Source organism: Pirellulaceae bacterium, assembly GCA_019636385.1.
In the GTDB taxonomy this organism is placed as follows: domain Bacteria; phylum Planctomycetota; class Planctomycetia; order Pirellulales; family Pirellulaceae; genus Aureliella.
The window spans coordinates 566,385-591,875 of record JAHBXT010000003.1 but is presented as its reverse complement, the minus strand read 5'-3'; the positions used below and the strand labels follow the sequence as shown (position 1 = coordinate 591,875).

General features: G+C 55.1%; 24 protein-coding genes. 19 read left to right on the top strand and 5 right to left on the bottom strand.

Annotation, left to right across the window (positions count from 1 at the left end; genetic code table 11):
- Positions 1–63: 63 nt before the first annotated feature.
- The 3 genes from KF752_13070 to KF752_13060 all read right to left on the bottom strand — a co-directional run bounded on the left by KF752_13070 (position 64) and on the right by KF752_13060 (position 3,881).
- The gene (locus KF752_13070; protein ID MBX3422478.1) at positions 64–2,079 is read right to left on the bottom strand and encodes a hypothetical protein; all 2,016 of its coding nucleotides are present in this window, start codon (positions 2,077–2,079) and stop codon (positions 64–66) included.
- Between the two features lie 195 nt (positions 2,080–2,274).
- Positions 2,275–2,643 carry a hypothetical protein gene (locus KF752_13065; protein ID MBX3422477.1) on the bottom strand — a complete coding sequence of 123 codons (369 nt, stop codon included), beginning with the start codon at positions 2,641–2,643 and terminating at the stop codon, positions 2,275–2,277.
- Positions 2,619–3,881, bottom strand: a complete 1,263-nt coding sequence (locus tag KF752_13060) for an HD domain-containing protein (GenBank protein ID MBX3422476.1) — start codon at positions 3,879–3,881, stop codon at positions 2,619–2,621. Before KF752_13060 ends, KF752_13065 begins: the two co-directional genes overlap by 25 nt.
- 486 nt (positions 3,882–4,367) lie before the next feature.
- On the opposite strand from KF752_13060, the gene KF752_13055 reads away from it, so the two are divergent.
- The 13 genes from KF752_13055 (at position 4,368) to KF752_12995 (ending at position 15,443) form a co-directional block, all read left to right on the top strand.
- Positions 4,368–4,790 (top strand): prepilin-type N-terminal cleavage/methylation domain-containing protein, encoded by a 423-nt coding sequence (locus KF752_13055; GenBank protein ID MBX3422475.1) that lies wholly within the window; start codon positions 4,368–4,370, stop codon positions 4,788–4,790.
- 34 nt (positions 4,791–4,824) lie between these two features.
- Entirely contained in the window at positions 4,825–5,220 is a 396-nt protein-coding gene (locus tag KF752_13050) for a response regulator (protein MBX3422474.1), read from the top strand.
- A gap of 128 nt (positions 5,221–5,348) precedes the next feature.
- Complete coding sequence (locus KF752_13045) at positions 5,349–6,788, top strand: PAS domain-containing protein (GenBank protein MBX3422473.1); 1,440 nt, start codon at positions 5,349–5,351, stop codon at positions 6,786–6,788.
- A gap of 16 nt (positions 6,789–6,804) precedes the next feature.
- Positions 6,805–7,140: an STAS domain-containing protein gene (locus tag KF752_13040; protein MBX3422472.1), complete on the top strand. Its 336-nt coding sequence runs from the start codon at positions 6,805–6,807 to the stop codon at positions 7,138–7,140.
- Positions 7,137–8,900 carry a Flp pilus assembly complex ATPase component TadA gene (tadA, locus tag KF752_13035; protein ID MBX3422471.1) on the top strand — a complete coding sequence of 588 codons (1,764 nt, stop codon included), beginning with the start codon at positions 7,137–7,139 and terminating at the stop codon, positions 8,898–8,900. Before KF752_13040 ends, tadA begins: the two co-directional genes overlap by 4 nt.
- A 24-nt stretch (positions 8,901–8,924) precedes the next feature.
- Positions 8,925–10,184, top strand: coding sequence for a type II secretion system F family protein (locus KF752_13030; protein MBX3422470.1), 1,260 nt, complete (start codon positions 8,925–8,927; stop codon positions 10,182–10,184).
- 26 nt (positions 10,185–10,210) lie between these two features.
- A complete protein-coding gene (locus tag KF752_13025; GenBank protein MBX3422469.1) occupies positions 10,211–11,395 on the top strand; it encodes a hypothetical protein in 1,185 nt (394 codons plus the stop codon).
- Between the two features lie 17 nt (positions 11,396–11,412).
- A complete protein-coding gene (locus KF752_13020; GenBank protein MBX3422468.1) occupies positions 11,413–12,012 on the top strand; it encodes a hypothetical protein in 600 nt (199 codons plus the stop codon).
- Between the two features lie 24 nt (positions 12,013–12,036).
- Entirely contained in the window at positions 12,037–12,630 is a 594-nt protein-coding gene (gene pilO / locus KF752_13015; GenBank protein ID MBX3422467.1) for a type 4a pilus biogenesis protein PilO, read from the top strand.
- Positions 12,631–12,634: 4 nt separating this feature from the next.
- The gene (locus KF752_13010) at positions 12,635–13,249 is read left to right on the top strand and encodes a hypothetical protein (GenBank protein MBX3422466.1); all 615 of its coding nucleotides are present in this window, start codon (positions 12,635–12,637) and stop codon (positions 13,247–13,249) included.
- The gene (locus KF752_13005) at positions 13,236–13,775 is read left to right on the top strand and encodes a hypothetical protein (GenBank protein ID MBX3422465.1); all 540 of its coding nucleotides are present in this window, start codon (positions 13,236–13,238) and stop codon (positions 13,773–13,775) included. The genes KF752_13010 and KF752_13005 overlap by 14 nt, the downstream gene beginning before the upstream one ends.
- Positions 13,772–14,776, top strand: coding sequence for a prepilin-type N-terminal cleavage/methylation domain-containing protein (locus tag KF752_13000; GenBank protein MBX3422464.1), 1,005 nt, complete (start codon positions 13,772–13,774; stop codon positions 14,774–14,776). Before KF752_13005 ends, KF752_13000 begins: the two co-directional genes overlap by 4 nt.
- 64 nt (positions 14,777–14,840) lie before the next feature.
- The gene (locus KF752_12995) at positions 14,841–15,443 is read left to right on the top strand and encodes a hypothetical protein (protein ID MBX3422463.1); all 603 of its coding nucleotides are present in this window, start codon (positions 14,841–14,843) and stop codon (positions 15,441–15,443) included.
- Here the strand turns inward: KF752_12995 and KF752_12990 are convergent.
- Positions 15,422–15,607 carry a hypothetical protein gene (locus KF752_12990; protein ID MBX3422462.1) on the bottom strand — a complete coding sequence of 62 codons (186 nt, stop codon included), beginning with the start codon at positions 15,605–15,607 and terminating at the stop codon, positions 15,422–15,424. The two genes, KF752_12995 and KF752_12990, sit on opposite strands and share 22 nt — an antisense overlap.
- 127 nt (positions 15,608–15,734) lie before the next feature.
- Here KF752_12990 and KF752_12985 point away from each other — a divergent pair, with 127 nt between their 5' ends.
- Both KF752_12985 and KF752_12980 read left to right on the top strand, forming a co-directional pair.
- The gene (locus KF752_12985) at positions 15,735–15,950 is read left to right on the top strand and encodes a transposase (protein MBX3422461.1); all 216 of its coding nucleotides are present in this window, start codon (positions 15,735–15,737) and stop codon (positions 15,948–15,950) included.
- 415 nt (positions 15,951–16,365) lie between these two features.
- Positions 16,366–16,947 carry a transposase family protein gene (locus KF752_12980; GenBank protein MBX3422460.1) on the top strand — a complete coding sequence of 194 codons (582 nt, stop codon included), beginning with the start codon at positions 16,366–16,368 and terminating at the stop codon, positions 16,945–16,947.
- Here the strand turns inward: KF752_12980 and KF752_12975 are convergent.
- A complete protein-coding gene (locus KF752_12975) occupies positions 16,934–17,338 on the bottom strand; it encodes a hypothetical protein (GenBank protein MBX3422459.1) in 405 nt (134 codons plus the stop codon). The genes KF752_12980 and KF752_12975 overlap by 14 nt on opposite strands.
- A 1,574-nt stretch (positions 17,339–18,912) precedes the next feature.
- Here KF752_12975 and KF752_12970 point away from each other — a divergent pair.
- The 4 genes from KF752_12970 to KF752_12955 all read left to right on the top strand — a co-directional run bounded on the left by KF752_12970 (position 18,913) and on the right by KF752_12955 (position 25,488).
- Positions 18,913–20,118, top strand: a complete 1,206-nt coding sequence (locus tag KF752_12970) for a hypothetical protein (GenBank protein MBX3422458.1) — start codon at positions 18,913–18,915, stop codon at positions 20,116–20,118.
- Positions 20,119–20,447: 329 nt separating this feature from the next.
- Positions 20,448–23,510, top strand: coding sequence for a PSD1 domain-containing protein (locus KF752_12965; GenBank protein MBX3422457.1), 3,063 nt, complete (start codon positions 20,448–20,450; stop codon positions 23,508–23,510).
- Between the two features lie 144 nt (positions 23,511–23,654).
- Complete coding sequence (locus tag KF752_12960) at positions 23,655–25,091, top strand: DUF1501 domain-containing protein (protein ID MBX3422456.1); 1,437 nt, start codon at positions 23,655–23,657, stop codon at positions 25,089–25,091.
- A gap of 115 nt (positions 25,092–25,206) precedes the next feature.
- Complete coding sequence (locus KF752_12955) at positions 25,207–25,488, top strand: hypothetical protein (GenBank protein MBX3422455.1); 282 nt, start codon at positions 25,207–25,209, stop codon at positions 25,486–25,488.
- Positions 25,489–25,491: the final 3 nt, after the last annotated feature.

The window sequence follows — 25,491 nt, the reverse complement described above, 5'->3', positions numbered from 1 at the left end:
ACAGGCAGATGGGCATGCTGGACTGGAAGTTCGAGCAGCGTGGAGACCTCCATGCCCTTCCCGCTAAAGCCTGGCATCGCGCCAGGAAGTAACGGGCTTGTTAATGGCATCGTACAACGTAGGCTCCGGCCGAGTTGCCTTTAACAATTCGGGAGTCAGCAGAGGCATTGTCGCGCGTTCGAGTTCCAACTGCTCACCCTCCGGCGGGCACTGAGTACAGTCCACGATACGCGGCAACAAGGCGACGATTACTTCAGTTCGTTGCCGATCGACACTACGTCGCTGGAACAGTCGGCCGATGACCCATAGATCGCCCAATAAGGGCAGTTTCGATTGCCGCTCGATGTCCGACTCTTGAATCAATCCCCCAATTACTATCCCAGTACCATCGGGTACCATCACACTCGTGGTCAATTCGGTCGTTTCTTCATCAGGCAGTTGCGTGGTGGGATTGACCTGACCGCTGGAGACTTTGGGGCTAACATGCATCAGAATTTGGCCGTTGTCCGTGATATGCGGTGTGACGGTCAACAGCACGCCCACCTCTAAGAATTGAACGCCTTGCACGGTTGTCGTTTGGGTTGTGGTGCTAGTGGTATAAGCCAACTTCTGACCGATTTGAATCTTGGACTCTTGACCATTGAGCATCAACAGCTTGGGAGCTGCCAACGTCTTGGCGTCCGTTGTGGTATTGAGTATGTCCAGCAGTTTGTCAAATCGCGTGCTGTCTACTGAGAACACCGCACCTGGGCCGGTCGAGGATGCAAATGCTTTGGTACGAAACCAAATCTCATTGCTGCCACTGCGGCTCAATAGACCATCCAGGTTCACACCGTGCTTGCGATCGTCAGTCAATCGAACTTGTAAAACTCGCACCTCCACCATCACCTGTCGGGGCGGTTGATCGGCGCGCGCGAGATATTCACTAACGCGCGCCACGTACGGTGGCAAATCTTCGACAACCAGTTGTTCGTTACTGCGTCGCTTGTCGGATTTGTCCAGTTGACGCGAGAATACTTTACCGACTGGCGATAAGATGCCGGTAACCACTTTCTCGGCATCGTTAGCAGACATGTAGCTGAGATCAAACACCTGAATCATTCGGCCTTGTATCAGAAAATTCTGGTTTGCCTCCTTATTCAGGGGTGTTACATAGACCACATTGTTATACTGAGTCCAGACGCAACTGCTAACCGCCATGATGGCGTCCAAGGCATTCTCCAGATTGGTTGGCTGCAGAGTCATCGTCAGTTTGACATCTAGTTCAGTCGGCGAAACGATGCTCAATCCATGCTGCTGGGCAATCATGGACAGCACAGAATGCAGCGTCGCGTCGCGAACACTTAGTGCCACCCTGCCATCGACAGTGCGAACTTGATCGGACCCCATTTCGCTGCCCTGGATGGGGATCTCTATCGGGTCTGCCAAGGCACTTGGGGAAGGCAATATTGGGGGTGGCGGCGTCGTCACAACTGGAGAATCAGTTTGATTGGGAATCAATTCCCAGTCTTCCAGCCCGCCGTCAGTAACAACACTGGCACCGAGTGAAGTACCGGAGTCGCCATCTGGCATGGGCAATTGCACCGCGACCGTCTTAAACGGTGACCTGGGAGAATTTGAGCTGAACCTGCCGTCATTGACCACTGATCCAGGTGCCGGGGGAAGATCGACGAACTTCAGTGCATCAACGTTTGACTCTGCCAAAGATGCGTTTCGCTCAGCCCGTTGGCGATCGGTCAGAATGAAGTTCGGCGAGGAAGCCAGCTTGAATTCCGAGGCAGATTTGGCTGACAAATCAGGTGATTCTCGAACGAGGGGGACTCTCGGCAACTGCCCGTCGCCAAGCGGTGCGTGGGCGCGGTCATCTATCAGTGCATGGGGTGGTTTAGAATCTGCAGTTCGTATTGCCGATTCTACTGGGAATGCGACGGTGCCTGTCTTATATGGCTTGGATTGGCTTGAATCACAGCCGATGCTCGGCAGCAGAACACAGATGGCCAGGCTGGTGGCCAACACCAACAACCCCCAGGTTCGGCGACAGCACGAGGCAAGTAGATTGTGTTGGTGCTGACAAACCATGGCTGGTCCGCGAATTGAATGCTAGCTCAACGGTCGCCGGCAGCGGCAAACGACATTGGCGCGCTGGCAGACTGTATCAGCTGTATCGGTTCTAACGACTTGCGGTGTGTGGAATTCTGAGAGATTCACTCAGGAAACTTCGCTGGGCCAAAGTTTCGAGTGCTAGCAAAGCTTCGCTCCCTCTAAAGAAATCCATCAGGAACCTAACAGTTTGGCCGCGGCAGCGATTTTGCATGCGACGGGGAAAGAATGAATACTGGAGCTAATCTGGTTCGGCTTGCAGAATTGATTCTGCACGTCTCGCCAGTGGCTGATGATATTCATGATGGTGTCTATTGAATCCAGAAAGGCCTGCACAACCACTGGATCCCATTGGCTTCCGGCACCGCTGATAAGAATGGAGATCGCCTTGTCCGCCTGCATACCAGGCCGATAGGGGCGATCGCTGGTCATGGCATCCCAAGCATCGGCAACCGCCAGCACGCGAGCCATTAATGGAATTTTATCACCGCGCAGCCCTTCGGGATATCCTGAACCATCTACGGCCTCGTGGTGATAGAGCACGCCGGGAAGTAGTTTGCCAAGGGCTTAAGTCCGCGCAACAAATGAGCCCCGATAACCGGGTGTTGTTTAATCTCGTTAAATTCTTCGTAGGTCAACTTCCCAGACTTGAGTAACACTTCATCGCGCACGCCAATTTTACCGACGTCATGCAGCAACCCCGATGTATAGATGTCTTCGCATTCGTCAGCCGGCAAGTTCAACTGTTGGGCGAGTTGGCGGGCAACCAGTGCAACGCGGTGGCTGTGACCGCAGGTATATTCGTCCTTGGCTTCAACAATGCCTACCAGCGTATGGATCGAACTGACCACTAACTGTTCTAGTTCTTGAAACAGCTGACTATTCGAGGCGTGTGAGGCCAACAACTGGGCGGCCACTTCCAACAGCGATGCCTCCATCGACCCCAATTCATCATGACCCAACGAATTGATAAGCAAGTCCTTTTCACCCCCATGAGAACGCTTGTTGACTGCCAACAGCCAGCCAAATACTTGGCCTTCCTTTTGAATGGGGACTAAAGCCATAGAGCGCACACCCTGCGGGGCCTTGATCACTTCCTGCGAGTTCATCTGACTATTGAAATTCTTTACCAAGACGCGACGACTGCGCGGACCGAGTTCAGCAATGAACTGTCGCCATTGCTCAGCATCATGCGGCAAGGCTCCCTCTGCGACAGCAATATCCACGAAACTCTCGCAGCGTACCGAGTCCTGATTGTTAATTTGTAGCAAGGCTAAGCCTTGGACCTGAATCAAATCGAAAAGCTCGGTCAATGTGGTTTTAGCCACATCTACCAAGGAGCGATTGGCCATGCAAAACTCGACATGCTTGGACAAGCGGCGCAGAAAACACAACTCTTCGTAACTGGTTGACAGCCTGGCTGCATACTGATCGTGCAGCTCGTGTAGATCGGCCGCATCCACTTTTTGGACAGCCAATTCAGCGGCGCGCGTCGCCAGTTGAAGCGGATCGAGTGGCGCAACACCTCCCACAACTTCGGTCACACCAACGTCATTCATTGAAACTGCCGCCACGAATACTCGCTGTCCGTCCAGTGGCAACACCTGCGGCATATCAGGCAATTGTTCGACCAAATCGTCCAACCACAATTGCACACTTGCCCACCGCGACTCTTCGATCGCCGGGTTTGACTCCCAAGGTATCTCTGAACGCCATCCGTCAGAATGACGACACCAGATACTGAGCTTTGTATTGAAAGCCTCAGACAATACTGATTGCATTTGCAGGGTCCGACTGGATGAACTGCCGGGGCCAACAGACATGAAAAGCTGGGAAGCAGTCTCGATTGCGTTCATAACAGGTGCACCTACAAGCAGACCAATGACTAATGACCAGAAATGTTTGGAGCGAGCGTGCGGCCAGTCCGCAGGCGTTCTCAGCTGCAGAAAGGGTAGTTTGCGATAAGCGCTGGCACTCCTGAGTCTCCGCACTTTTGCTGCGGTTGGTTCATGCACTTGGCCAACCGCGCACTTACAGCCCCTACAATCGGACATCCTTTCCCAAGATGGGTGCGATAGTAGAGGTTGCAAGGCTTGTGAATCGGTTTGCGATGAAATTCAACACTAAAGCCAATATCTGATTTTTGACAAACCAGCCCTGAAACCTAACGTTCACTGGCCATCGGTAGGCCGACCCACCGGGTAGCCCGGTCGGCTCGCAGTCATCCTCGTTTGAAATACTCTCCAGTCAACCGTAAAGGAAATCCAATGAGATACGAAGTTGAAGCAACTCGCCGACGTAGGGCCTTCACACTGGTCGAGCTGGTGATTGTCATCCTGATTATAGGGATTTTGGCAGCCGTCGCGGCTCCCAAGATGTTCGACACGACAACCGCTGCGCGATCAAATTCAACACGGCACAGCTTGTCAGTGCTGCGCAATGCGGTGGAGCTTCATCGCGCTGCGCTGGGAACGCTGCCAGGTGATGCGGGGACAATGGCCGATCTCAAGGCTGATCTGACGCCGTTTCTGCAAGGGCAATTTCCGTCATCAGAAATTGGCAACAAAAACTCAGACGTACGCATACAAAACACCGGCGCGGCGCTGGCAGTTTCTGGAACACAAGCTTGGGCGTATGACAATCAGTCAGGCCAATTCATCGTAAACCACGCCTCCGCCAGCGACTGGTGATCCAGTTCACCACAAAGTATAAGAGACGACTACCATGATAAATCAACGCAGGGCTCTAGTTGCCGAAGACGATCGCGCACTGGCGGACATCATGCGCCTGTCGTTGGTTCGCGCGGGCTACGATGTCTTGGTTGCGCATGATGGTCAAAAGGCACTCAATCTGGCCCGAGAAATTAGATTCGACGTTATTGTCAGCGACCTGCAAATGCCGCGTTTGAACGGCGAACAGTTCTTGACCAGTGTCCGAGCTGGCAGCGAATCCAGCGCAGCCAAGCTGATTCTGTGTTCGGCCAAAGCCTATGAACTAGGAACAGAAAGCTTTGCACCAGAACTCAATTTAACCGCCGTGTTTTACAAGCCCTTTAGCCTGTGCGAATTAATCAATACCTTACAAGCTGCCATCGAACCGACGCCTGAGGTACCGGCTTAAGTGGCTCGCTTGACGATTTCCGACAGCCAACTGGAGTAACTAAGGTCCCAGCCCAAATTTCTCTATTGCATAGCAAACGGTTCATTCCTCTGGCAGCGACTTGACCACTTTCAGCCCAACATGCACTGATGATGAACACTCAGACGACTCTGGCACATCGCGATTCGCGAGCGGTGCTCATCATGTTCGGTGCCTCCCTCGTGGTGGTTGGCTTTACTGCCTGGGCCGCCGATGCGGGTCATCAGTATCTGCCAGAGTACGTGTGCTGGTTGGCAACAGCGGTCTGTCTAGTGGGTGGCGGGCTATTGGTCCGCGAACGGCTCAGTCGGCTTTTGCAATGGAATCAATGGCTCTCGAGTTTGTCACAGTGTGACCCGCAGGCCATAGATGCTTTTAGTCTGCCGCAAGCCAACGAAAACGAACCGGCAGCTCGAGGCTGGAACCGGTTGATCGAAATTGGCCGCCGGTGGCAGACTTTGAATGAGCTGGAAGGTTCACTATCGCGAATGTTGGCTGGAGCTGAGCGACGCCATGGGCCGCCGTTGTTGGACGCGCTGTCCGAAGGCGTGGCCACGACCGATCAGTCCGGGACGATAACCTACGCTAACGCAGCCTTGGCAGCCATTTGCGGTGCCGAATCCGGCGATGCGTTGCTCGGTAGACCGTTCGTCGAGGCTCTGACTACGGACAATGACGCCGCTGTTGAACTCCGCACCGCCAAACCACTTACGGCAATTCAATGGGAGGTAGCCACCGAGTCTGGCAAGCGCACTCTGCAAGCGCGCTTTCGTCAGGGCCGTAAAAGCGATGGCGCGGCGATTGCTCACGTGTGGACCATCCGCGACATTACTCAGCAGCGCCTAGCCGACCAAATGCGCGACCAATTCTTAACTACGGCGACCCACGAATTCCGGACGCCGCTGGCCAACATCCGAGCCTACGCCGAATCGCTGGACGTCAGCGATGATTTGGATACCGAAACTCGAAAGCGATTCTACAACGTCATCCAATGTGAATCGGTGCGGCTATCTCAACTGGTGGACGATTTGTTAGATATCAGTCGCATGCAGGCCGGAGCATTGGCCCTGGAATCACACGAGACAGATTTGGGACGGCTGGTTGAGGAAGTAGCCGCTAAAGTTCAAGGCCAGGTGGCTGAGAAGCAGCAAGAATTCCGCTGTGAAATACCGCCCAAATTGCCGCCCAAAGTCTGTGTAGACAAGGGCAAGCTGGTTGCATCATTGGTCAACCTGTTGGGCAACGCCGTCAAGTATACGCCGGATGGTGGCTGTGTCACGTTTCGCGTGGATATAGCTGAACACAAAGTGCAGTTCACTGTGACCGACACTGGAATTGGCATCAGCCCACAGGAGTTGCCCCATGTATTCGATCGTTTCTATCGCAGCTCGGACGAACGCGTTCGCGAATTGACCGGTAGCGGCCTAGGCTTGGCGCTGAGCCAAGAGGTGGCTCGGCTGCACGGTGGCGAAATCACGGTCGAAAGCCGACTGAATCATGGCAGCACCTTCTGTCTGACTATTCCGCTGGAAACCAATTCGGCCACTTAGTCGGGAGACGTTTACGATGGCCCAGCGCTACCAACAAGGTTCGGTCGAAGTCATTCAATTGGACGACCGCCTAACCACAGATGAAGTTTCCAGCGTGAGCGGGCTGCTGGAAGCCGCCCTGCGCCATCGACTGCCGCAAGTTGTCGTCGATCTGCGCCGCCTGCGCTTGGTCGATAGTTTCGGACTGCAATTGCTGTATGACACGCACAGTCAGTGCATGCAACGTGGTGGAGCGGTTCACTTAGCCGCACCATCGGCCATGATACGCGATGTGCTTCGCGTCACCGGCCTCGATCAAGAATTCTCCATACACCGCGATGTCGTGGCAGCGGCAGGAGTGTTTGCGCTATGAGCGTCACCACTCGCACAGTACCGACGTGCAACTCATCGCCTCGCACGCTCCCCCATGAAATGCGCTCCGCCAGTGCTACCAAGCCTCGCTTGGGCGAACGGCTGATCAACGAAGGCATCATATCCCAGGAAGACCTGGAAAGCGCGCTCAGCCAACAGTCGCACGGAAAGCGATTGGGGGAAACGCTGGTGGCCCTTGGCTTGATCGACGAAGTCGATTTGCTGCCGTTTCTGGCCGAACAATTGGGGGTGCCACACGCGCTGTTGCGCGACGGTCTGATTGACCCGCTGGCTGCACGCCTAGTGCCGCGTGAATTGGCTGAAGCTTGTGCGTGCCTGGCTCTCTTCCGCGTGAATAAGACACTGACAGTTGCCCTGGCCGATCCTCAAGACTTGGATGTCATTGATCGCCTGGAAAGCGCAACCGGCTTACGTGTCCGCCCTGCATTGGCACTACGTTCGGCCATCGAACTACTGATTCCACGTGTCTACGGCGAAGGCTTTCAAGCCGATACTGTAACGGCCGATTTAGATCACGAAGCAGTAGCACTCAACGACGAAGCGGTGAACTTGGATATGGAATTGATGTCGGCGGCTGACGACAGCAGTCCCGTCATCAATCTCGTCAACTTTATTGTCCTGCAAGCGGTCCGACAGCGGGCCAGTGATATTCACATCGAAGCCGGTGGACAAACCAGCAGTGTGCGCATTCGGGTCGACGGAATGTTGCGAGAAATCTTGCGTCCGAGACGAGAATTTCATCCGGCGATTATTTCACGCTTGAAAGTGATGGCCAAACTAGACATCGCCGAACACCGCCTGCCACAAGATGGGCGCATCCATGTGGTCGTCGACAAGCGACCAATCGACCTGCGCGTTTCCACGTTGCCGACGGTCCTGGGCGAAAAGGCCGTGTTGCGAATCCTGGATCGCTCTAGCGTGACATTCCGCTTAAATGACTTGGGCATTCCAGCAGATCAGTATAGTACAATTCGGTCGATGCTCGATCGGCCCAATGGACTGCTGCTGGTCACCGGGCCTACCGGCAGCGGCAAGACCACTACGTTGTATTCAATGATCGAACTACTGAAGTCCGTGGAGCGGAACATTGTAACGGTGGAAGACCCTGTCGAGTATCGCTTGGAATTGATCAATCAAGTTCACGCCAACGCCGCTACCCAGATGACGTTTGCCAAGGCGCTGCGGGCGATCCTGCGGCAAGACCCAGACGTGATCATGATCGGCGAAATTCGCGACCTGGAGACTGCCGAAACCGCCATCCAGGCTGCGCTGACCGGACACCTCGTGCTCAGCACGCTGCACACCAACGACAGCGCCAGCGCCATTACGCGATTGTTGGATATGGGCGTAGCGCCGTTTAAAATCTCAGCGGCCTTGGTAGGCGTGATCGCCCAGCGGTTGACGCGCAAGGTTTGCAGCGAATGTCGCACTGCCTATTACCCCAATCCCGCCTTGCTGGATGCCATTCAATATGCAGGCGATCGCAATCGTGCGTTTGTCCGGGGCAACGGCTGCAATCACTGCTTCGATACCGGCTACTCCGGTCGCATCGGCGTCTACGAGCTACTATCGGTCGATCGTTCCATGCGTGAACTGATCGCCACAGGTGCTCCCGTTTCCCAATTGCGCGAATATGCACAGCGGCAGGGACTTCACAGCCTGGCCGAACAATCGGTGGCTATGGCCGAAGCCGGTGTGACATCGTTGGAGGAAATTCTGCGAGTCGCCGTGTTCGAATAATTCATGCAGCTCAGGCGAATTCCAATGAAAACTACGCTCCCATCACTGACAGCCAAACCCAACCGGGCACCGGCAGTAGGTGCAACCGCCAAGTCAGCGCTTTACACGGGCGGGCGTGCAAGCACCGTGGCCAGATCGGGTACGACTTGGAATTCCAGCCCAAATGGCATCAGTACCGCGACCGTCGCTCAACTAGCCGGTCGCATAAACAACCTGGGGAGCCGCAATCGCGCTGCAGCACACAAGCCGCTACGAATCCGCGAGCTCCTGACGATTGTAACACAATTGTCGATCATGCTCCGTTCGGGAGTAGATCTAGCCGATGCCGTGCGCAGCATTGCGACGCGTTCCAAACGAGAGTCCATCCGACAAGCGATGGCAGCTGTTTACAGTTCGCTTGAAAATGGTTGTCGCCTTTCCGATGCTCTTCAAGCTCAGCAGCGTCAATTCGGGGCGCTCATGGTTGCCTCTGTGGCAGCCGGCGAGGCGTCGGGAACTTTGTCTGACGTGCTCGCTCGCGTTACGCAAGTCTTAAACGACGAGCTGCGGATGCGAAATTCAATTCGTTCCGCTCTCAGCTATCCGCTGATTCTGACAGCCGTCACCAGCTTTGTCTTGGCGGCGATGATCTTTTTCGTGTTGCCGCAGTTTGGTGATATCTATGCATCTGCCGGCGCACGAACGCCCGCTATGACTCGCATGCTGCTTGATGCTTCCGAACTGGCACGCAGCTATTGGTGGCTGCTGCTGGCTGCTGCCGGCATGGTGGCAGCCAGTGTCTGGAGGTATTTCGCTTCCTCCAATGGCCGATTAGTCGTGGATCGCGTTCTGCTGAACACACCCCTATTGAGGTCTATTTGTGGTCCTCTTATTTCCGGTCGCGTGTTTCGACTTCAAGGCGCGATGCTGTCCAGCGGCGTGCCCATGGTCGATGCTCTGCAATTGACCCGAGAGTGCGTCAGCAATCAATGCTTCAAACACATGCTCGACCATGTCGAATCGACTGTCATCAATGGTGAAGGCGTCGCAGTGGCCCTCCGAAAGTACCCGTTTGTGCCCGATGAAGCGACAGACATGATTGCAACGGCTGAGTCCAATGGACAACTGGCCAGCGTCCTACAAACGGTGGGCGAGTTCTACGAATCGCAAGGAGAACAAAATCTGCGTGACACAATCAAATTTGCCGAACCAGCCATCATTATTGGTATGGGGTTGATGATTGGTGCCATCGTTTTAGCCGTGATGTTGCCCATGTTGGACCTGTCTACCGCCGCCCAGGCCTAAGATAGCTCATTACACAGTAAGACTTTATGATGAACCTCCGGTCACTGAATTTCCTAAATGACAACCACCGCCAGTCTGCCCCAACCTTTGGTTTGGATATCGGCACACACGCGGTCAAGCTGGTGGCCGCGCAGCTTAGCGCTGGCCAGTGCAACGTCACCAATTGCGGCCGGCTGGAGCTACCACCCCACGCATCTAAGGATGCCGTACGGCTTGGCACCTTGATTGCCAATTGGTTGGACGACATGGCCATATCGGCAGATGCTCAATTTGCGTGCTCCCTGCCATCCACATTGGTCGACTACGCATCGGTACCACTGGCGAATTCGCCAAGCGAGCCGGAAGTTTCCGATCTGGCATATCAGATGTTGGGGGACCTGCTGGGCGATAAATTGCCAGAGATGACTCACGATTATTGGCATGGGGATGCGTCAACATCCACCGATTTGCACCTGGTGTGGACATCGGCAAGCTTTGCCAAAGAACTGGTACAGCGCATCGCGCAGCACGGACCCAAATGCCGGCAGTTAGACGCACCAGCAACTGCCTTAGCACGACTGGGGCAATGGACACAGGAACACACGCTATCAACCAAACGCCGTGGTCGGCAGCAAACAAGTGCGGCGTCGCCGACACACGTAGAGGCCTGCTTGGTGGTAGATCTAAGCGGCGATCAAGCAAGCTTCGTATGGTCACGAAATGGTCAGGCCGTCTATGTCCGCAATCGCATCCGCTTTAGCGATCAAACGGCCATCGACACATTGTCTGCCCGCCTCAGCATTTCGCCGTCAGCTGCCGAAACGCTGTTGAGCACGTGGGGCGTTTCAGACGACCAGACACAGCCACTGGCATGTGCCAACAGTCGCTGGCTGTCCGATTGGCTGGACGGATTAGAATTTGAACTTCGACGCACAACTGGTTTTCTACACAATCGCCACGGCACTACCGCTGTGGGTCGATTGGTGTTGTGCGGAGGCGGGGCTTGCATCTCGGGGCTGGCCCCCTGGTTGAGCGCGCGACTGGAATTGCCTGTAGCTCTAGCCGAACCTGCCGTGGGCTACCGCTGGCGAGCCGCACATCCCTATCGCGCATGCTACGCTCAAGCTCTGTCGCTGGTTCAGCTCCAGTTACCACAACCATCGCTTCCTGCTCGGGCGATTGAAGTATCCCTGCCAACCACCGCCGGCCAATATGCCAACACCGGAGCATAATCGCCACAAGTACCGCCATGATATCCTCAGTTAACCTTTTGCCACTATCGACGGAATTACGATTCCTGCGCGCCAGGCAGTTTCGCTTTTGGTTACGCATGTGGATGGGCTCTGCACTGATATTCGGTTCCATCTTCGTCATGCTGGACCATAAGCGTCGACTGGCCGCCGAACAATTGCTGTCTATTGAAGCTGAGGTAGCCGAAGTGCGACAGGCTGCATCTGACGTTCAACGGCTCACAGAAATGACTGAGCTTCATCGCAAGCTGGTAAACGATAGCCAGACGCTGGAGCAGACCGATGTTCCACTGGCTATTTTGCAGACCATTGGTCAATGCTGTCGCGAGGCGGGGGATTCTATCCTCCTTAGCTCGTATAGGGTCAGTGAAATTAATACGACGGCTCCCACGACCAATGCTCAGAGCGCCCAGTTGACAATTGTCACACCGCGGAAACAGGTACAACTTTCAGGCCAAGCACATTCCGACCAGTGTTTAGGGCTGATCGACAACTTACGGAGTTCTGGAGCGTTCACCAAAGTGGAATTGCTGAGTGCGCAGACTAATTCGGAACAAGTCGGTTCCAGGCAGACCTTTCAAATCGTTTGTGAACAGTAAATCAACCAGGTTTAAATGCCAATCATGTTTGGACTCTGTCAGCACAACTGTCAAATTCAACTGCACCGTGTGACGAGTGTCTTGGGCGGAAGCATCACTTGCGCGCTGATGGCTGCTGGCTGGTGGTATGGCCTCATTCTCCCCATTCAGGCCACGATTCATCAAAGTCAGATCGATCAGCAGGCCGCTCGACAGTTGCAGTCCGAGCGGCCTGCCATTGTGCAGCGCTTGGCGGAAGTCCGTTCGGAAGCCTCGTATTGGCAAGCCGCCAATAACGCTCGGCTGGAACGTGTATCACCAACACTAGACGATGCTTCGTTTCTGGGCTGGCTGCATCAACAGGCAGACAACTGCGGATTGACTGTACACGACTTTCGACCGCAATCCAAGATAATGGACAGCGGTTATGTGAGCTGTGGAATTGCGATTTCAGCCCACGGATCCTACACAGCGGTGTGCCAGTTCTTGGATTGCTTGCGAAGTTGCCCGCGCATGAATCGGCTGACTACTATCGACTTGGTCCCGCGAAATCCCGAAGGCACACATTTCAACTTGAACCTACACGGCCTGTTGTTTACCCAATCTTCTGCCTCCACCAGTTCAGGTGCAGGAGCCTAATACAATGTCGCAACCGCAGTCAAAATCCACTCCATCAGAACAACGCAAGAAGCTGCTAGCCGCCGCGCTATTGGTGGCCCTGCTGGCTGTCGCGCTGATGAATGCTTTCAGCCCATCGGATTCTGAAGCAATCGACTCACTTGCTTCAGCTCAGCCGGCCTCCGGAGCAGCAGCGCCGGCAGTGCCTGCACCAAGCGTGCCCGTAGTCACTGCCGTTACCTTGCGGGACGGGGCTGCCTCATTTGGTGTTGCACAGCAGCCGATGGCCACACTACCCGAGGTCCATTTGGATCTAATCCTGGAGGCTAACCCTTTTTTCAACGCTGAAGCCGCTCGCCAGACCGCTGAGGCATTCGCGAAAACCAAGGCTAGCCAACTGTTGATAAGTGCTGGCATTGACGGCGCGGTTACCCCACAGGCCACTGTAGCGGAATTGTTGACGGCTCAAGCCGGTAGTCTGTCGGCCATCGTGAGTGGTACCGAGCGGCCTGCAGTGCTGATTGGCGATCGCGTGTATTACGAACAAGACGTTGTGGCTGATCGGTGGCAAATCGTATCCATCCGACCCAACAGTGTGGTGGTGCATCCGGTGGAATCACCAACAAATGAGATCAACTGAGCCTGCCATGGATCTGATATTCTCAGCCCTACGTTCGATGGCACGAACCATGTTAGGTTCCTCCAAACGCAGCGCCGTGACATTGCTGGAACTGGTGATCGTCTTACTCATTCTGGGCGTATCAGCCCTCATGGCTGCCCCGCGATTTTCTGGAGCTCTGAATCGCTATCGGCTACAGACCGCCGCCGAGCGCATCGCGTTAGACTTGCAAATGGCGCGGCGAGCCGCACGAAACTCAGGCATGGACATAGCGGTCATATTCGATAGCGCCACGCACTCCTACTCCATGCCTGGCGTTCCGCATCTGGACCATTCGCATCAGCCCTACGCAGTGAATCTGACTCAGCCACCTTACACGTGCTGGATACACTCGGTCGACTTTCCTGGCGGGTTGGGTGGTAGTTCCCAGGTAGTCTTTAACCGCTTCGATACTGCGGATGGTGGAGGGACTGTTGTATTGCACCGCAGTGGACAAACCAAATCAGTCGTCCTGAATGCCACGTCGGCGGAGGCGACCGTCCAATGACGAATTCTTATTCGATTACCTGGAACTTGGAACTAAAACCTGACAATCGAAAATGGATGGCCTTCACTCTGTTAGAAATGGTCATAGCCATGACGGTTACTAGCATCGTGATGGTGGGTATGGCGGCTACATTGTCACTGGCGATCCAGTCGGCCAAACCGCCAACCACGGCGACTGCTGCCGCAACTACTGGCGATCTGGCCGATCGACTGCTAACCGATCTTGCTACGGCGAATGCTTTTTCAGTTCAGTCGGCCAATGATGTGCAGTTCTCCGTTCCCAGCAGAAGTGGTGGTGCAGGCCTGGATACGTTGCGCTACCAGTGGACAGGTCCAGTACAGAAGCAATTGCTGTGGTCAATCAATAGTGGAATTCCTCAAGTCTTGGCCAGCGACGTTGACATCTTGCGCCTGAATTACTTTACTCGCGCCATGGGCCCCACGGTTCCGGCTCCCATCGAAACAGGGGAATTGCTGCTGTTCCAAGATGTTACGCCACCGGGCAGCCCCAGCAGCTTCACCATCTCCCTTACCGATCAGTGTGCCCAATGGTTCAAGCCTCGGCTTCACCCGGATGCAATTTCCTGGTCAATCACCCGGGTTGAAATGATTGTTCGTAAGAGCAGCATCAATCTAGGCGGCCAGTTCATGATCTCAATTCGCCAAGCCGACCCCATCACGAACAAGCCCATGCCAGGCCCGAGTACATTGGGCTCAATAACTGTGCCAACCAGTTCATTGCCCACCAGCTTTCAATGGGTTTCGTTTAGCCTAGGCCCGATCACGGGGCTGGTGCCGGAAAATGCGTATTGCTTGGTGGTTTCCCACGCCTTTATAGACATTTCCTTTCCAACGATCCAATACAAAGGCTCTGGAAGTGCACTGACCCCGCGTGCGCACTGGCTGAGTTCTAACACTGCGGGGTCAATATGGTCGAATCCTAATGACATTCAAGACATGCGGTTCAAGGTCTATGGAACAATCACCTATCAACCCTGGTAAGTGGCACAGGCGAACCACATCTAGTCAGATAAACTCGCACCGCAAAAGGCGATGCGGGTTTTCGATGATCGAGGCTATCGGCAGTACGCTGCTCGTGGGCACTCTGGCCGTCGCTAGTATGCGCAGCTCGGCTGCCACGGTGCGTTCCTACTTTGAACTGAGCGATCAACGGCGGGCGGCGGCGTTGGCTGAGTTGTATCTGACGGAGATTATGCAGAGTTACTACGAAGACCCTGTGTCTCCCCTCTTTGGCCCTGAGCCTGATGAACCGCGTACAAGCCGAGCAGCCTTTGATGACGTAGACGACTTCCATGGTTGTGATGAGTCACCACCACAATCAAGAACTGGCGCTCTACTGGATGGATTCGGAAATACGGGACAGTGGCGTGTGCAAGTAACTGTAAATCTCCTCCCAATTTCTAACTCTACATCGGGGACCGCAAATTCGGACACTGGGCTCAAACGAATCACCGTCACAGTTACCACTCCAGCGAAAAAGATTGTGAGGGTACAGGGACTGAGAAGTCGCTATGGAGGCAACGATCGCCCACCGAATGTGGCCTCTAACTTCGTGCAGGGAGTTGAGCTATCGATCCGAAAGTCGGGATTGAACTATAGCCACTTTGGTGGCACACAGACGCTCAATCACGCTACCAGCGCCCAGTAGACAATAATGACGAACATATTGCTTTCGATTCCTTGGAAACGCCAGCCGCTGATCGGACCACCGAGAGATTCCGGCAGGAATACATGGAGCCATTCGCGGCACCTGGGCCCATCGAATGGCCGCCGCGCCAGCACGTATTTGCTGGTCTTGATGGTCACCAGCATCGTATTCACCATCAGCCTAGCCAGCCTGACGGTAGCACGCGCATTCCGACGCAGCTGACCTGCTCCCCAAAACCTGATCCAGGTGATATGAAAGTCGAAGAGCCCGAAACGGGCAGGAGGACTTTCAATGACAAGGCGAAGACGCAAACACACAAGCGAACAGATCATCAAGAAACTACGAGACGCCGACGCGATGCTTGCGGCTGGCAAGAGTGTGGGCGAGGTGCTGCAAGCGTTGGAAGTGAGTGAACCGTCACTGAGCCGCTGGCGCAAGCAGTACGGCGGCATGAAGAGCGAAGAGGCCAAGCGTTTAAAGCAACTGGAAGATGAAACACTCGGCTGAAACGACTGGTGGCGGACCAGGCGTTGACATTCAGATGCTCAGGGAGGTCGCCCGGGAAACTGAGCACCCTCAGCGCGTCGAGAAGCAGTGGAGATGCTGCAAGCGAAGTATCAAGTATCGCAGCGTCGAGCCTGTCGGGTGTTGGCACAACCAAGATCCACCCAGCGTTATGAGGGGCATCCGAAGGACGAAGACGAGCGGCTAACAAACGCATAATGGAGCAAGTTAGGCGTAGACCGCGTTGGGGCTATCGCCGGATTGGACAACTACTGCGTCGAGAAGGGAGACAGCCTCAACATGAAGCGTATGTACCGACTGTGGAGATCGGCAGGGCTGAGAGTACCAAGGAACGCAGGAAAGCGAAGTCAAGGCCAAGCGGTGAACGCCTGTCATCGGAAGCCAGCCAGCCAACCGAATGATGTATGGACATGGGATTTTATGGAATCGACGACGCTCCAGGGCACAAGACTCCGATGGCTCAATGATCGACGAATACACGCGGATGTTCTGGCGATCAAGGTGTCACGAAGCATCACCAGCGAAGACGCGATTGATACGCCGGGCTGAGCTATTCTCGATGTATGGAGTCCCCAAGATGTTGAGAAGCGACAATGGGCCTGAATTCATGGCCAAAGCGATCCAGCAGTGGCTAAGCAGACTATCGATTCAGACGCTGTATATCGAGCCAGGATCGCCGTGGCAAAACGGAGTGTGCGAGAGTTTTAACGGCAAACTCCGAGACGAGTATCTGCAACCGAGCGAGCTGGTTTCAGTGGCAGACGCAAGACTCAAATCCCGACAGTGGCAAGACGACTACAACAGAGTCAGGCCCCACAGCTCGCTGGGCTACCTGACCCCCAACGAGTTCGCCGCTCGCTGTGCTGATTCCGTTCCGTTGTCGAGTAGGCACGGGGGATTGCTCCCCCGCACCTCTCACAGAACCGGACTTGTGGGCCCACATCCGGCTCCTCAAGCTGAACATGTTAGAACAGCATAAGCTGTCCTTGGACCTGCGCGGCTGGCTGGAGTTCTTGCCATCGGACGGAGAGCGATACAAGCCGTTGCTCGAACCATGCGTTCGAGTAGGCTTTGTGGACACCAAAGCTGCTGCTTCGCTTCCAAACGCTACGAATCTGATAGGCGGTTTTCCAAGCTTGGCCCCGGGATACGCCGCGGGTTTGCAAATGACGGTACAGGTGACGTGAGCGTTTCTTCTGGCGGACTAAGATGGCTCGTAGCCGTCGCCGGATATGAGCATCAAAGTTGCTGAAGGAACTTGGGCTGGTGCATAACCGAAAGTAATCAACCCAACCCGTTAAATAGCGGTTGGCACGTTCGACGCAGCGAGCGAATGAGTTACCCCATGTGCGAGGTGTTAGCTCGCGAATGCGGCAGACAAACGTTGCTTTGTCTTAGCGGAGATACTGACTGAGATTGAGCCATCGGATGCTTTCCGCAGGCTAAAGCCAAGGAAGGAAAGGTCAAATGGCTGACTCACCGAACTCTTTCCGTATTCACCTGGAGGCGAAGACGGTCTCGATGAATCGTTGCACGGATGCCATCACGCGTTCTCCAGCCCTGTGACTGCGGACGAAAATACGGAAATCATCAGCATGCGCACGAAGCGAAGGCCACGACGACTTAACTCCCAGTCGAGTTCGTCAAGGACGACGTTCGAGAGGAGTGGTGAAAGCGGACCGCCTTGCGGGGCCCCTTCTGCGTCGGAGAACTACTGCCATCTGGTAAGACGACTTTCGCTTTCAGCATCAAGTGAACGCTTCGGGATACGTCCATCGCCGACCGCTGGGCCAAGCGGCTAAGCAAGCGTTGGTGATGAACTCGGTCGAAGAACTTGAAAGATCAATATCGACCGAGGTGCCGTAACCTTCGCGAAGTAACCCCTTAGCTTCGGCGATCGCAGTCTGTGCACCGCGACGACGGCGAAACCATGACTGCTGTTATGGAAGCTTGGTTCAAAGATCGGCTCCAGAACCTGGAGGACCGCCTGCTGAACAATTCGATCCACGACATTGGGAATGCCTAAACCTCTTTCGCCACCCCCGGGCTTGGTATCCAAACTCGGCGGATGTCTCCAGGATATACGCACCCTCGATCAAGGCTTGATGAAGATCGGCCAGCAACTGTGGAGCATGCTCGACAGCCGATTCGACGCCTCTCCATCGACGCCGGGAGCACCTTTATTCGATGCAACCTTGAGCAAGCGCGCGTGCCAGTTCGGCAGCCATGCTACTGTTCCAACAACTGACCGGGGTCAGTTGCTCGTGTCTGTTTCGTTCGTCAAATTGACTTCCGCTTGATGCTGCAAGTACTCTTGGCCTGGCAGATACGTCTGTGGACCGCGCGAACTCGCCCCTGAACTCTGCATAGTGTCAGGACTGTCGGCAAACACGAACTTCAGTTGACGTGATTCAGAACTTTCAACTTGTCACTCCTTCGCTCCACCGGCATTACCCGGCTTCAACGCTACTACGAAGTGATCCGACTTCTCCATCGACTTTGGGCAGTTGTCGTTTCCTGCGTGCCCTACCACATGCTCGTGGGAGTCTGATTGTGGACCGATAGAGATCTCTTGGGGTAAGGTTGAGTAATGTATTGCCGCGCCCGCCTCGAATACTTCCTGGCCCCGATCGGATATTGGGCGTCGTGTATAGCGGCACACTAACCCGGGCCAACAAGCCTACAATGAGGTTCACTTGCGTTCGGTGCTGCAGTTCGCTAACAGCTTCCATCCCACATGGCCTCGCGGCGTATGAAACAGCTAGATTTAGTTGTCCATTCATGCAGTTGCCTTCGCTCGCGGTTACCTCCGATAGGTCCCGCAAAGGACTTTCACCTTCAATTACTCAACCATGCCCAACGCACCGCTGCGCTCACTCCTCTCCATCAGCACAGCGAACATTCCATTCCCTTACCTATTTCCTAACCCAATCTTTCATATCACGTGGTACAAATAAATGGGGCAGCTCACAGCACCCTAGATGCCAACGATGCGCAGCAAGCCATGTGGATTGCCTACTCAGGGATGGAACATTGTATCGCCACGCTTTCCAATAACCCCAACTGGCGAAGCACCTACTCCAATGGCACGCCCATATCTCAAATCACCATCGGAAATGGCACCTTCACCTGGAAACTTGTGGACAGTGATGGCAATCTGTCTGACGATGCCAACGATCATGTTACGGTAATCGCCACCGGTAAAGTTGGCACGACCACCCGCGTCTTGAAGCAGGACCTGGAGCCAACCGGACAGGGTTTTGATGTTCTGCAGACTGTTGTGCATTCCAGCGACAAAATGGAGGTCTACTCCGCAAATATCTGGGGTGGTAAATTCTCGAGCAACGTTCGCCTGAAACTTCCATCAGAAAACGTGCTCACCGGAAACAATCAGGGAATCATTGCCCAAGGTACTTCTATCGATATTAAAGGCACCCTCATCGGCGGAACCAGCGCAACGTTTCCGAACGCCATGGCCATGCCTGCAGATTCAGTCTTTGAATCGTATTTGTCGCGAGCCGCCATGCTCGATTACGCGACCGTCACCAGCGGTCAAGGATTCAGCGGCAAGCTAATAACAAGTCAATTCAATCCATGGGGCACACCCAGTCCGGACGGCATCTACGCCATTTCGGTACCCAGCAACGGTCTGTTGACCATCGCCAATTGCCGCATTCGCGCTACCTTGTTAATCGCACTCAATAGTGGCTCGGCACTTCGAGTAACAAACAATGTAATCTGGGAAGCCCCCTCGAATCGGCAACCTGCCAACATTACGAAGGCCAGTTCTAAAGGTAACACAATTGAATTTGACGGTACGGGAACACTCATTGAATCTGCATGGTCCATCAATTTCAATCCGCCAGGCACCCCCTATCGAAATTCGCAGAATGCCAATACCACCGATTGCCTGCCCGCCACACTGCGAGGGTTATTCCATATCATTCGGCCATCTGGTGACAGTACGGAGACCCTCATTAAAGGTGACCTACCGCACAGCGGTTGTTTCTTGATCAAAGGCGGTGCCCTGATTCAAGGCACCCATTTCACCAACAACATGGCGATCTGGCAGGAGGCCCCCATCGGCTACATCGCCGCTCCCATCATGCGCCCACGACAAAGTACGATGTCTTGGGAACCGACCAACTAACCCGGCACGCTCGGCGTCCCCGAAGCGTGGTTGCTACTACGGCAGGTTGCCGCAATTTAGACAAGCGACCTACTCGTAGCTATCGTCGCCAGCCGGTGGCAAGCCAAATCTCCAACGACTGGAAACGCTGGCTGCTGGCGCGATCTTGTGAGGCCGCCCATGTTATTTCGGCGTGGGGCCGGTGTGAAAGTCAATTCTACTGTCTAAAATGGAGGGCAGCAGCTGCGGTCTGAAGTTTCAGACTGTGAGTTTTACGATTTCAAATATGACATGAATCCTTAGTGAAGAGTCCAACTGGACTCCACTTGCCAACAGATATGAATGCGTCAGTGAGTACACGCGATTTTCGTATGTTCGTCGGAATTCTGGTGGCCAGTGCGGCCATCGGGCAATTGGCGGTGGCGAACGTCGATTTTGACACGCAGATTCGACCGATTCTGGTGGAACATTGCTTGGCTTGTCATGGACAGGACGAAGCCGCGCGTCATGGCGGACTGCGGCTGGATATCCAGCCGGCAGCGATTGAGGGGGGCGACAGCGGTCGGGCAGCCATCGTGCCTGGCGATTCCGAGGCTAGCGAACTGATGCAGCGCGTAACGTCCCAGGACACAGATGCGCGCATGCCTCCTGAGTCGCATGGTCAGCCGCTTTCGACACAACAGATTGCGGTACTACGACAGTGGATCCAGGAAGGTGCGCATTACGCCCAGCACTGGGCATTTACACCACCTCGTAAGGTAGACTTGCCAACCATAGACAACTCACAGCGACTATCCCGCGATGCGCCACTGCAACCGCATCCGATTGATGCTTTGGTGCACTATCGCCTGGCCCAACAGGGTCTATCGCCCTCTCCGCCTGAATCACCTTGGACACTGTGCCGCAGACTGTATTTGGACATCGTTGGCTTGCCGCCATCGATTGACGATCTGAATGCATTTCAGCGCGACGGGTATCTTGCCACTGTTCAGCGCTTGCTGGCCAGTCAGCGCTATGGCGAAAGGTGGGCTCGGCCCTGGTTGGACGCCGCGCGCTACTCGGATACCAATGGCTACGAAAAGGACCTGCGTCGCGAACAATGGGCCTGGCGTGACTGGGTCATTCGACAGCTCAACGCTGATTTACCATATGACCAGTTTATCATTCAGCAGATCGCCGGTGACCTATTGCCGAATGCCTCGCAAGACGAGATTGTCGCCACCGGCTTCTTGCGCAACAGTATGATTAACGAAGAAGGAGCTATCGTTCCCGAAGAGTTCCGCATGGTCGAGATGTTCGATCGTTTGGACTGTCTGGGCAAGGCGGTACTGGGGCTGTCCGCACAATGTGCACAATGCCACACCCACAAGTTCGATCCGTTGTCGCAGGACGAATACTACGGCCTGTTCGCTTTTCTGAACGACACTTACGAAGCCCGGTCCTGGGTCTACACGCCAGAGCAGCAAGCGCAGATCGACCACATTACCGCCCAGCTAGTGAGTATCGAGCAGCAGATTCGCGACCAACGCCCAGCGTGGCAATCTGAACTCGATCAATGGTCTCAGTCGGTGCAGGCCAGCCAGGCCCATTGGCAGCCTATTTCCTTCGACGACATGAATAGCATCAGCGGCTTGAATCACCCGGTACAACAAGCAGACTTGTCGCTGTTGATGCTGGGCCACAATAGCGACGACGTCTATTTCATAGGCTCACCGGAGTTAACTGAAGCGACCGGTTTGCGTCTAGAGGTCTTAACGCATCGAGACTTGCCTTTCGGTGGTCCCGGTCGCAATTCTGTTGGCGGTTGGGGAATTCGCGAGCTGGAGCTGTTCATACAACCGCCCGATAGCGACAAATGGGACAAGGTCAAACTCGTCGCCGCCACAGCCGACTTTTCTGAGGCAGAGCAGAAACACAATTCTGACAAGGATCGCAGTGGTCCTGTTCAACTGCTGATTGACGGCGCAGACAATACCTGGTGGCGAGCCGACCGTGGAGTTGGCCGACGCAACACGTCGTCGGTCGCCGTAGTTCAATTTGAGCAGCCGCTGAGCGCTCCGGCTGGCACGCGGGTCAAGATCGCCATGCGCATGAACGACATGGCCGGTTGCTGTCGACTATCGTTGACCAAGTCACCGCAACCAGTTGCCGCCAACGTGAACTATGATGCCGTGCTGGCGATGGCGACAACACCTGAACAACGCACACCTCAACAAGCGGCTGCACTGTTTTGGGCTTGGCACAAGAGTGTGCCGGAGCTGGAGTCATTCAGCCAGCAGATTGACCAGTTGTGGCAACAGTATCCCTCGGCGCTGACATCTGTATTGCATTTGGCTGAGCGGCAGCCGCACCAGCACCGCGATACCCATTTCCTCAGCCGGGGGCAGTGGGATCGCCCCGAACACGTGGTCGCGCCCCATGTGCCTGCAGCGCTGCATGATTTACAACCTGCGGACGATCCCCCACGATTGCAGTTTGCTCGGTGGCTCGTGGACCGGCGCTCGCCATTGGCAGCTCGTGTGGCCGTCAATCGTGTCTGGCAGAATATCTTTGGGCGCGGCTTGGTTGAGACGGCGGAGGATTTTGGATCGCGAACACCGATACCCGAATACCGCGACCTGCTGGATTGGCTGGCCGTCGATTTTATGGAAAACGGTTGGAGCACCAAACATTTGATTCGGCAGATAGTGACCAGTCAAATCTATCAACAGACGTCACGAATATCCGAGGCTGCTTGGCAGGCCGACCCCGATAATCGTTGGTTGGCGCGTGGCCCGCGTTTTCGGGCTGATGCCGAAGTAGTGCGCGATATGGCGCTGGCGCTGAGCGGACTAATTCACCATGAACTGGGCGGACCAGGAGTCATCCCACCGGTGCCGCAAAACGTGTTGGATTACAACTACGTTTATCCCAGTTATTGGACTCCGGCCGAGGCCCCGGAGCGATATCGGCGGACCGTGTACAGCTTCCGCAAACGCTCCATGCCTGACCCCGCCATGTCCAGCCTGGATGCGCCCAATGGCGATTTCGCCTGTGCACGTCGCGTTCGATCCAATACCCCACTAGCTGCGCTAACCGGGTTGAACGAGCCAATCTTTGTCGAATCGTCGCGGGCCTTGGGACTGCGTATTTTGTCCGAAGGCGGTTCAGATGACTTGCAACGCATCAATTTTGCCTATTTGTTATGTATGGCGCGCTATCCGTCCTTAGCCGAACGGACTGCGGTGCAAGAACTGTTAGCCGCACAGCGTCAACGCTTGGCCGAAGGTTGGTTAAACGCTCGCGAGATCATTACCGGAAAACCCGATACCCTGCCCAGCCTGCCGCCAGCAACCACGCCGCAAGATGCAGCCGCCTGGGCGCTGGTAGCCCGAGTGCTGTTGAACCTAGACGAAACCATATCCAAGAATTAGCCGCCTAATCGCGTTGGCCAGAAGTTGTATAGAGCCCAACAGCCCTCGTGTTGGCGGACGTCGCTGCCCCAGCCACTGTGTTGCAATAGTCCTAAGAATATTTCCGGCTGCATTTGAACGTCGCACCTTATTGAGAACTGTGTTATGAACCTTGTTCAAGAATTACGCCAAGCCAGCGCCCAGTATCAGCGACGCCGCTGGTTCTTTCGCGATTGTGCGGTTGGACTCGCAGGCTTGGCTGCGGCGACTCTTGGTAGTGAAAGCGGTGCAGCCGAATCAGCAATCGCTGCCGACAATCCGCTGATGCCCAAGTCACCTCACTTTGAGCCCAAGGCGCAGCGCGTGATCTACATGTTCCATGCGGGCGCTCCCAGCCAGTTGGAGTTATTTGATCCCAAGCCAGAATTGCAGGCGCGAAGCGGACAACTGCCACCGGCGAGTCTCTTGGAAGGCTATCGCGCGGCCTTTATCGATCCGCGTTCTGCGCTGTTGGGCGGAAAATTCAACTTTGCGCCGCGCGGCGAGTGCGGCATGGAATTGAGTGAAGTCATTCCGCACATTTCCACAATTGCAGATGACATCTGCCTGATCCGTTCAATGCACACCGATGCTGTTAATCATGCTCCGGGTCAAATCTTAATGAACACCGGGACACAACAATTTGGCCGCCCGAGCTTTGGCGCTTGGACGTTATATGGCCTGGGCAGCCACGCCAGCGATCTGCCTGGTTACGTCGTCTTAACCAGCGCCAAAGGTACCAGTGGTGGCGCCAGCAACTACGGGGCGGGCTTTTTGCCGACGGCCTATGGCGGCGTGCCTTTGCGCAGCGCGGGCGATCCCGTTTTGTATCTTTCCAATCCGCCTGGCATTGATGCAGTGGCCGCGCGCAGCTCACTGGATGCCATCAATCGACTGAACGAACTGTCGCTGCAATCGCTGGGGGACCCGCAGACGGCAGCGCGCATCCAAAGCTACGAAATGGCTTTTCGTCTACAATCGAGCGCTCCGGAACTGATGGATTTGTCTGGCGAACCGCAGAATATTTTGGACATGTATGGCATTCGCGACCCCCATGCGGCCAGCTATGCTCGCAACTGCTTATTAGCCAGACGATTGATCGAACGCGGCGTGCGGTTTGTCCAGTTGTTCCATGAGGCTTGGGATCAGCACGGCAATTTGACGTCAGGAGTCAAACAAAATGCGGCCGATACCGACCTAGCCAGCGCCGCATTGGTGCAGGATCTCAAGCAGCGCGGCCTGCTGAAAGATACGCTGGTGATTTGGGGTGGCGAATTCGGCAGAACACCGATGGTCCAGGGCGGCAACGATGGACGCGATCACCACAATCGCTGTTTTAGTGTGTGGCTAGCCGGTGGCGGCGTACGCGGCGGCTATGTGCATGGACAGACCGATGAACTTGGCTTCAACGTGGTGCAAGATGCGGTACATGTCCACGATCTAAATGCCACTCTATTGCACTTGTTGGGCTTGGATCATTTACGATTGACCTATCGCTTTCAAGGCCGCGATTATCGGCTAACCGATATTCACGGTAATCTTGTCAAGCCTCTGCTGGCCTAGATCAAATGTAGCCGTTCACTCCCAGACTCCGTTCTCGCGCGTAGCATTCTGGAGTCGCTGGCCCGCGCCCTCTACCGCGAGTGGTTCGTCCACTTCCGCTTCTCTGGCCAGATCGATGTGCAGGTCATGGATTCATGAGCCCCCCGCCTACTCCGAAGACCAGCTCGTTGAACAACCCTCCATCGGGCTGATTGCGGCGCTTGGCTGGCAGACGGTGTCAGCGCTGGAAGAGACATTGAGCGCGGACGGCACCGTTTCGTGCAATCTTAGCCGCGAGACCAAGGGCGAGCTGGAGCTGGTCAACCTCGAACTCAATGAGGACAACTGTCAGCTTATCGAAGACGCCGCCCTGGACAACGAGCAGGAGCGCCTTACCGAGTGGCCACCGATCCCCTGAGAA

Excerpts from the sequence above, each read along its gene's own strand:
- KF752_13055 (MBX3422475.1), top strand. The coding sequence starts at position 4,368 with ATGAGATACGAAGTTGAAGCAACTCGCCGACGTAGGGCCTTCACACTG.
- tadA (MBX3422471.1), top strand. The coding sequence starts at position 7,137 with ATGAGCGTCACCACTCGCACAGTACCGACGTGCAACTCATCGCCTCGC.
- KF752_13010 (MBX3422466.1), top strand. The coding sequence starts at position 12,635 with ATGTCGCAACCGCAGTCAAAATCCACTCCATCAGAACAACGCAAGAAG.
- KF752_12985 (MBX3422461.1), top strand. The coding sequence starts at position 15,735 with ATGACAAGGCGAAGACGCAAACACACAAGCGAACAGATCATCAAGAAA.
- KF752_12980 (MBX3422460.1), top strand. The coding sequence starts at position 16,366 with ATGATGTATGGACATGGGATTTTATGGAATCGACGACGCTCCAGGGCA.
- KF752_13020 (MBX3422468.1), top strand. The coding sequence starts at position 11,413 with ATGATATCCTCAGTTAACCTTTTGCCACTATCGACGGAATTACGATTC.
- KF752_13040 (MBX3422472.1), top strand. The coding sequence starts at position 6,805 with ATGGCCCAGCGCTACCAACAAGGTTCGGTCGAAGTCATTCAATTGGAC.
- KF752_13045 (MBX3422473.1), top strand. The coding sequence starts at position 5,349 with ATGATGAACACTCAGACGACTCTGGCACATCGCGATTCGCGAGCGGTG.
- KF752_13050 (MBX3422474.1), top strand. The coding sequence starts at position 4,825 with ATGATAAATCAACGCAGGGCTCTAGTTGCCGAAGACGATCGCGCACTG.
- KF752_12960 (MBX3422456.1), top strand. The coding sequence starts at position 23,655 with ATGAACCTTGTTCAAGAATTACGCCAAGCCAGCGCCCAGTATCAGCGA.
- KF752_13005 (MBX3422465.1), top strand. The coding sequence starts at position 13,236 with ATGAGATCAACTGAGCCTGCCATGGATCTGATATTCTCAGCCCTACGT.
- KF752_13060 (MBX3422476.1), bottom strand. The coding sequence starts at position 3,881 with ATGCAATCAGTATTGTCTGAGGCTTTCAATACAAAGCTCAGTATCTGG.
- KF752_12955 (MBX3422455.1), top strand. The coding sequence starts at position 25,207 with ATGTGCAGGTCATGGATTCATGAGCCCCCCGCCTACTCCGAAGACCAG.
- KF752_12990 (MBX3422462.1), bottom strand. The coding sequence starts at position 15,607 with ATGCTGGTGACCATCAAGACCAGCAAATACGTGCTGGCGCGGCGGCCA.
- KF752_12995 (MBX3422463.1), top strand. The coding sequence starts at position 14,841 with ATGATCGAGGCTATCGGCAGTACGCTGCTCGTGGGCACTCTGGCCGTC.
- KF752_13025 (MBX3422469.1), top strand. The coding sequence starts at position 10,211 with ATGATGAACCTCCGGTCACTGAATTTCCTAAATGACAACCACCGCCAG.
- KF752_13030 (MBX3422470.1), top strand. The coding sequence starts at position 8,925 with ATGAAAACTACGCTCCCATCACTGACAGCCAAACCCAACCGGGCACCG.
- pilO (MBX3422467.1), top strand. The coding sequence starts at position 12,037 with ATGTTTGGACTCTGTCAGCACAACTGTCAAATTCAACTGCACCGTGTG.
- KF752_13000 (MBX3422464.1), top strand. The coding sequence starts at position 13,772 with ATGACGAATTCTTATTCGATTACCTGGAACTTGGAACTAAAACCTGAC.
- KF752_13070 (MBX3422478.1), bottom strand. The coding sequence starts at position 2,079 with ATGGTTTGTCAGCACCAACACAATCTACTTGCCTCGTGCTGTCGCCGA.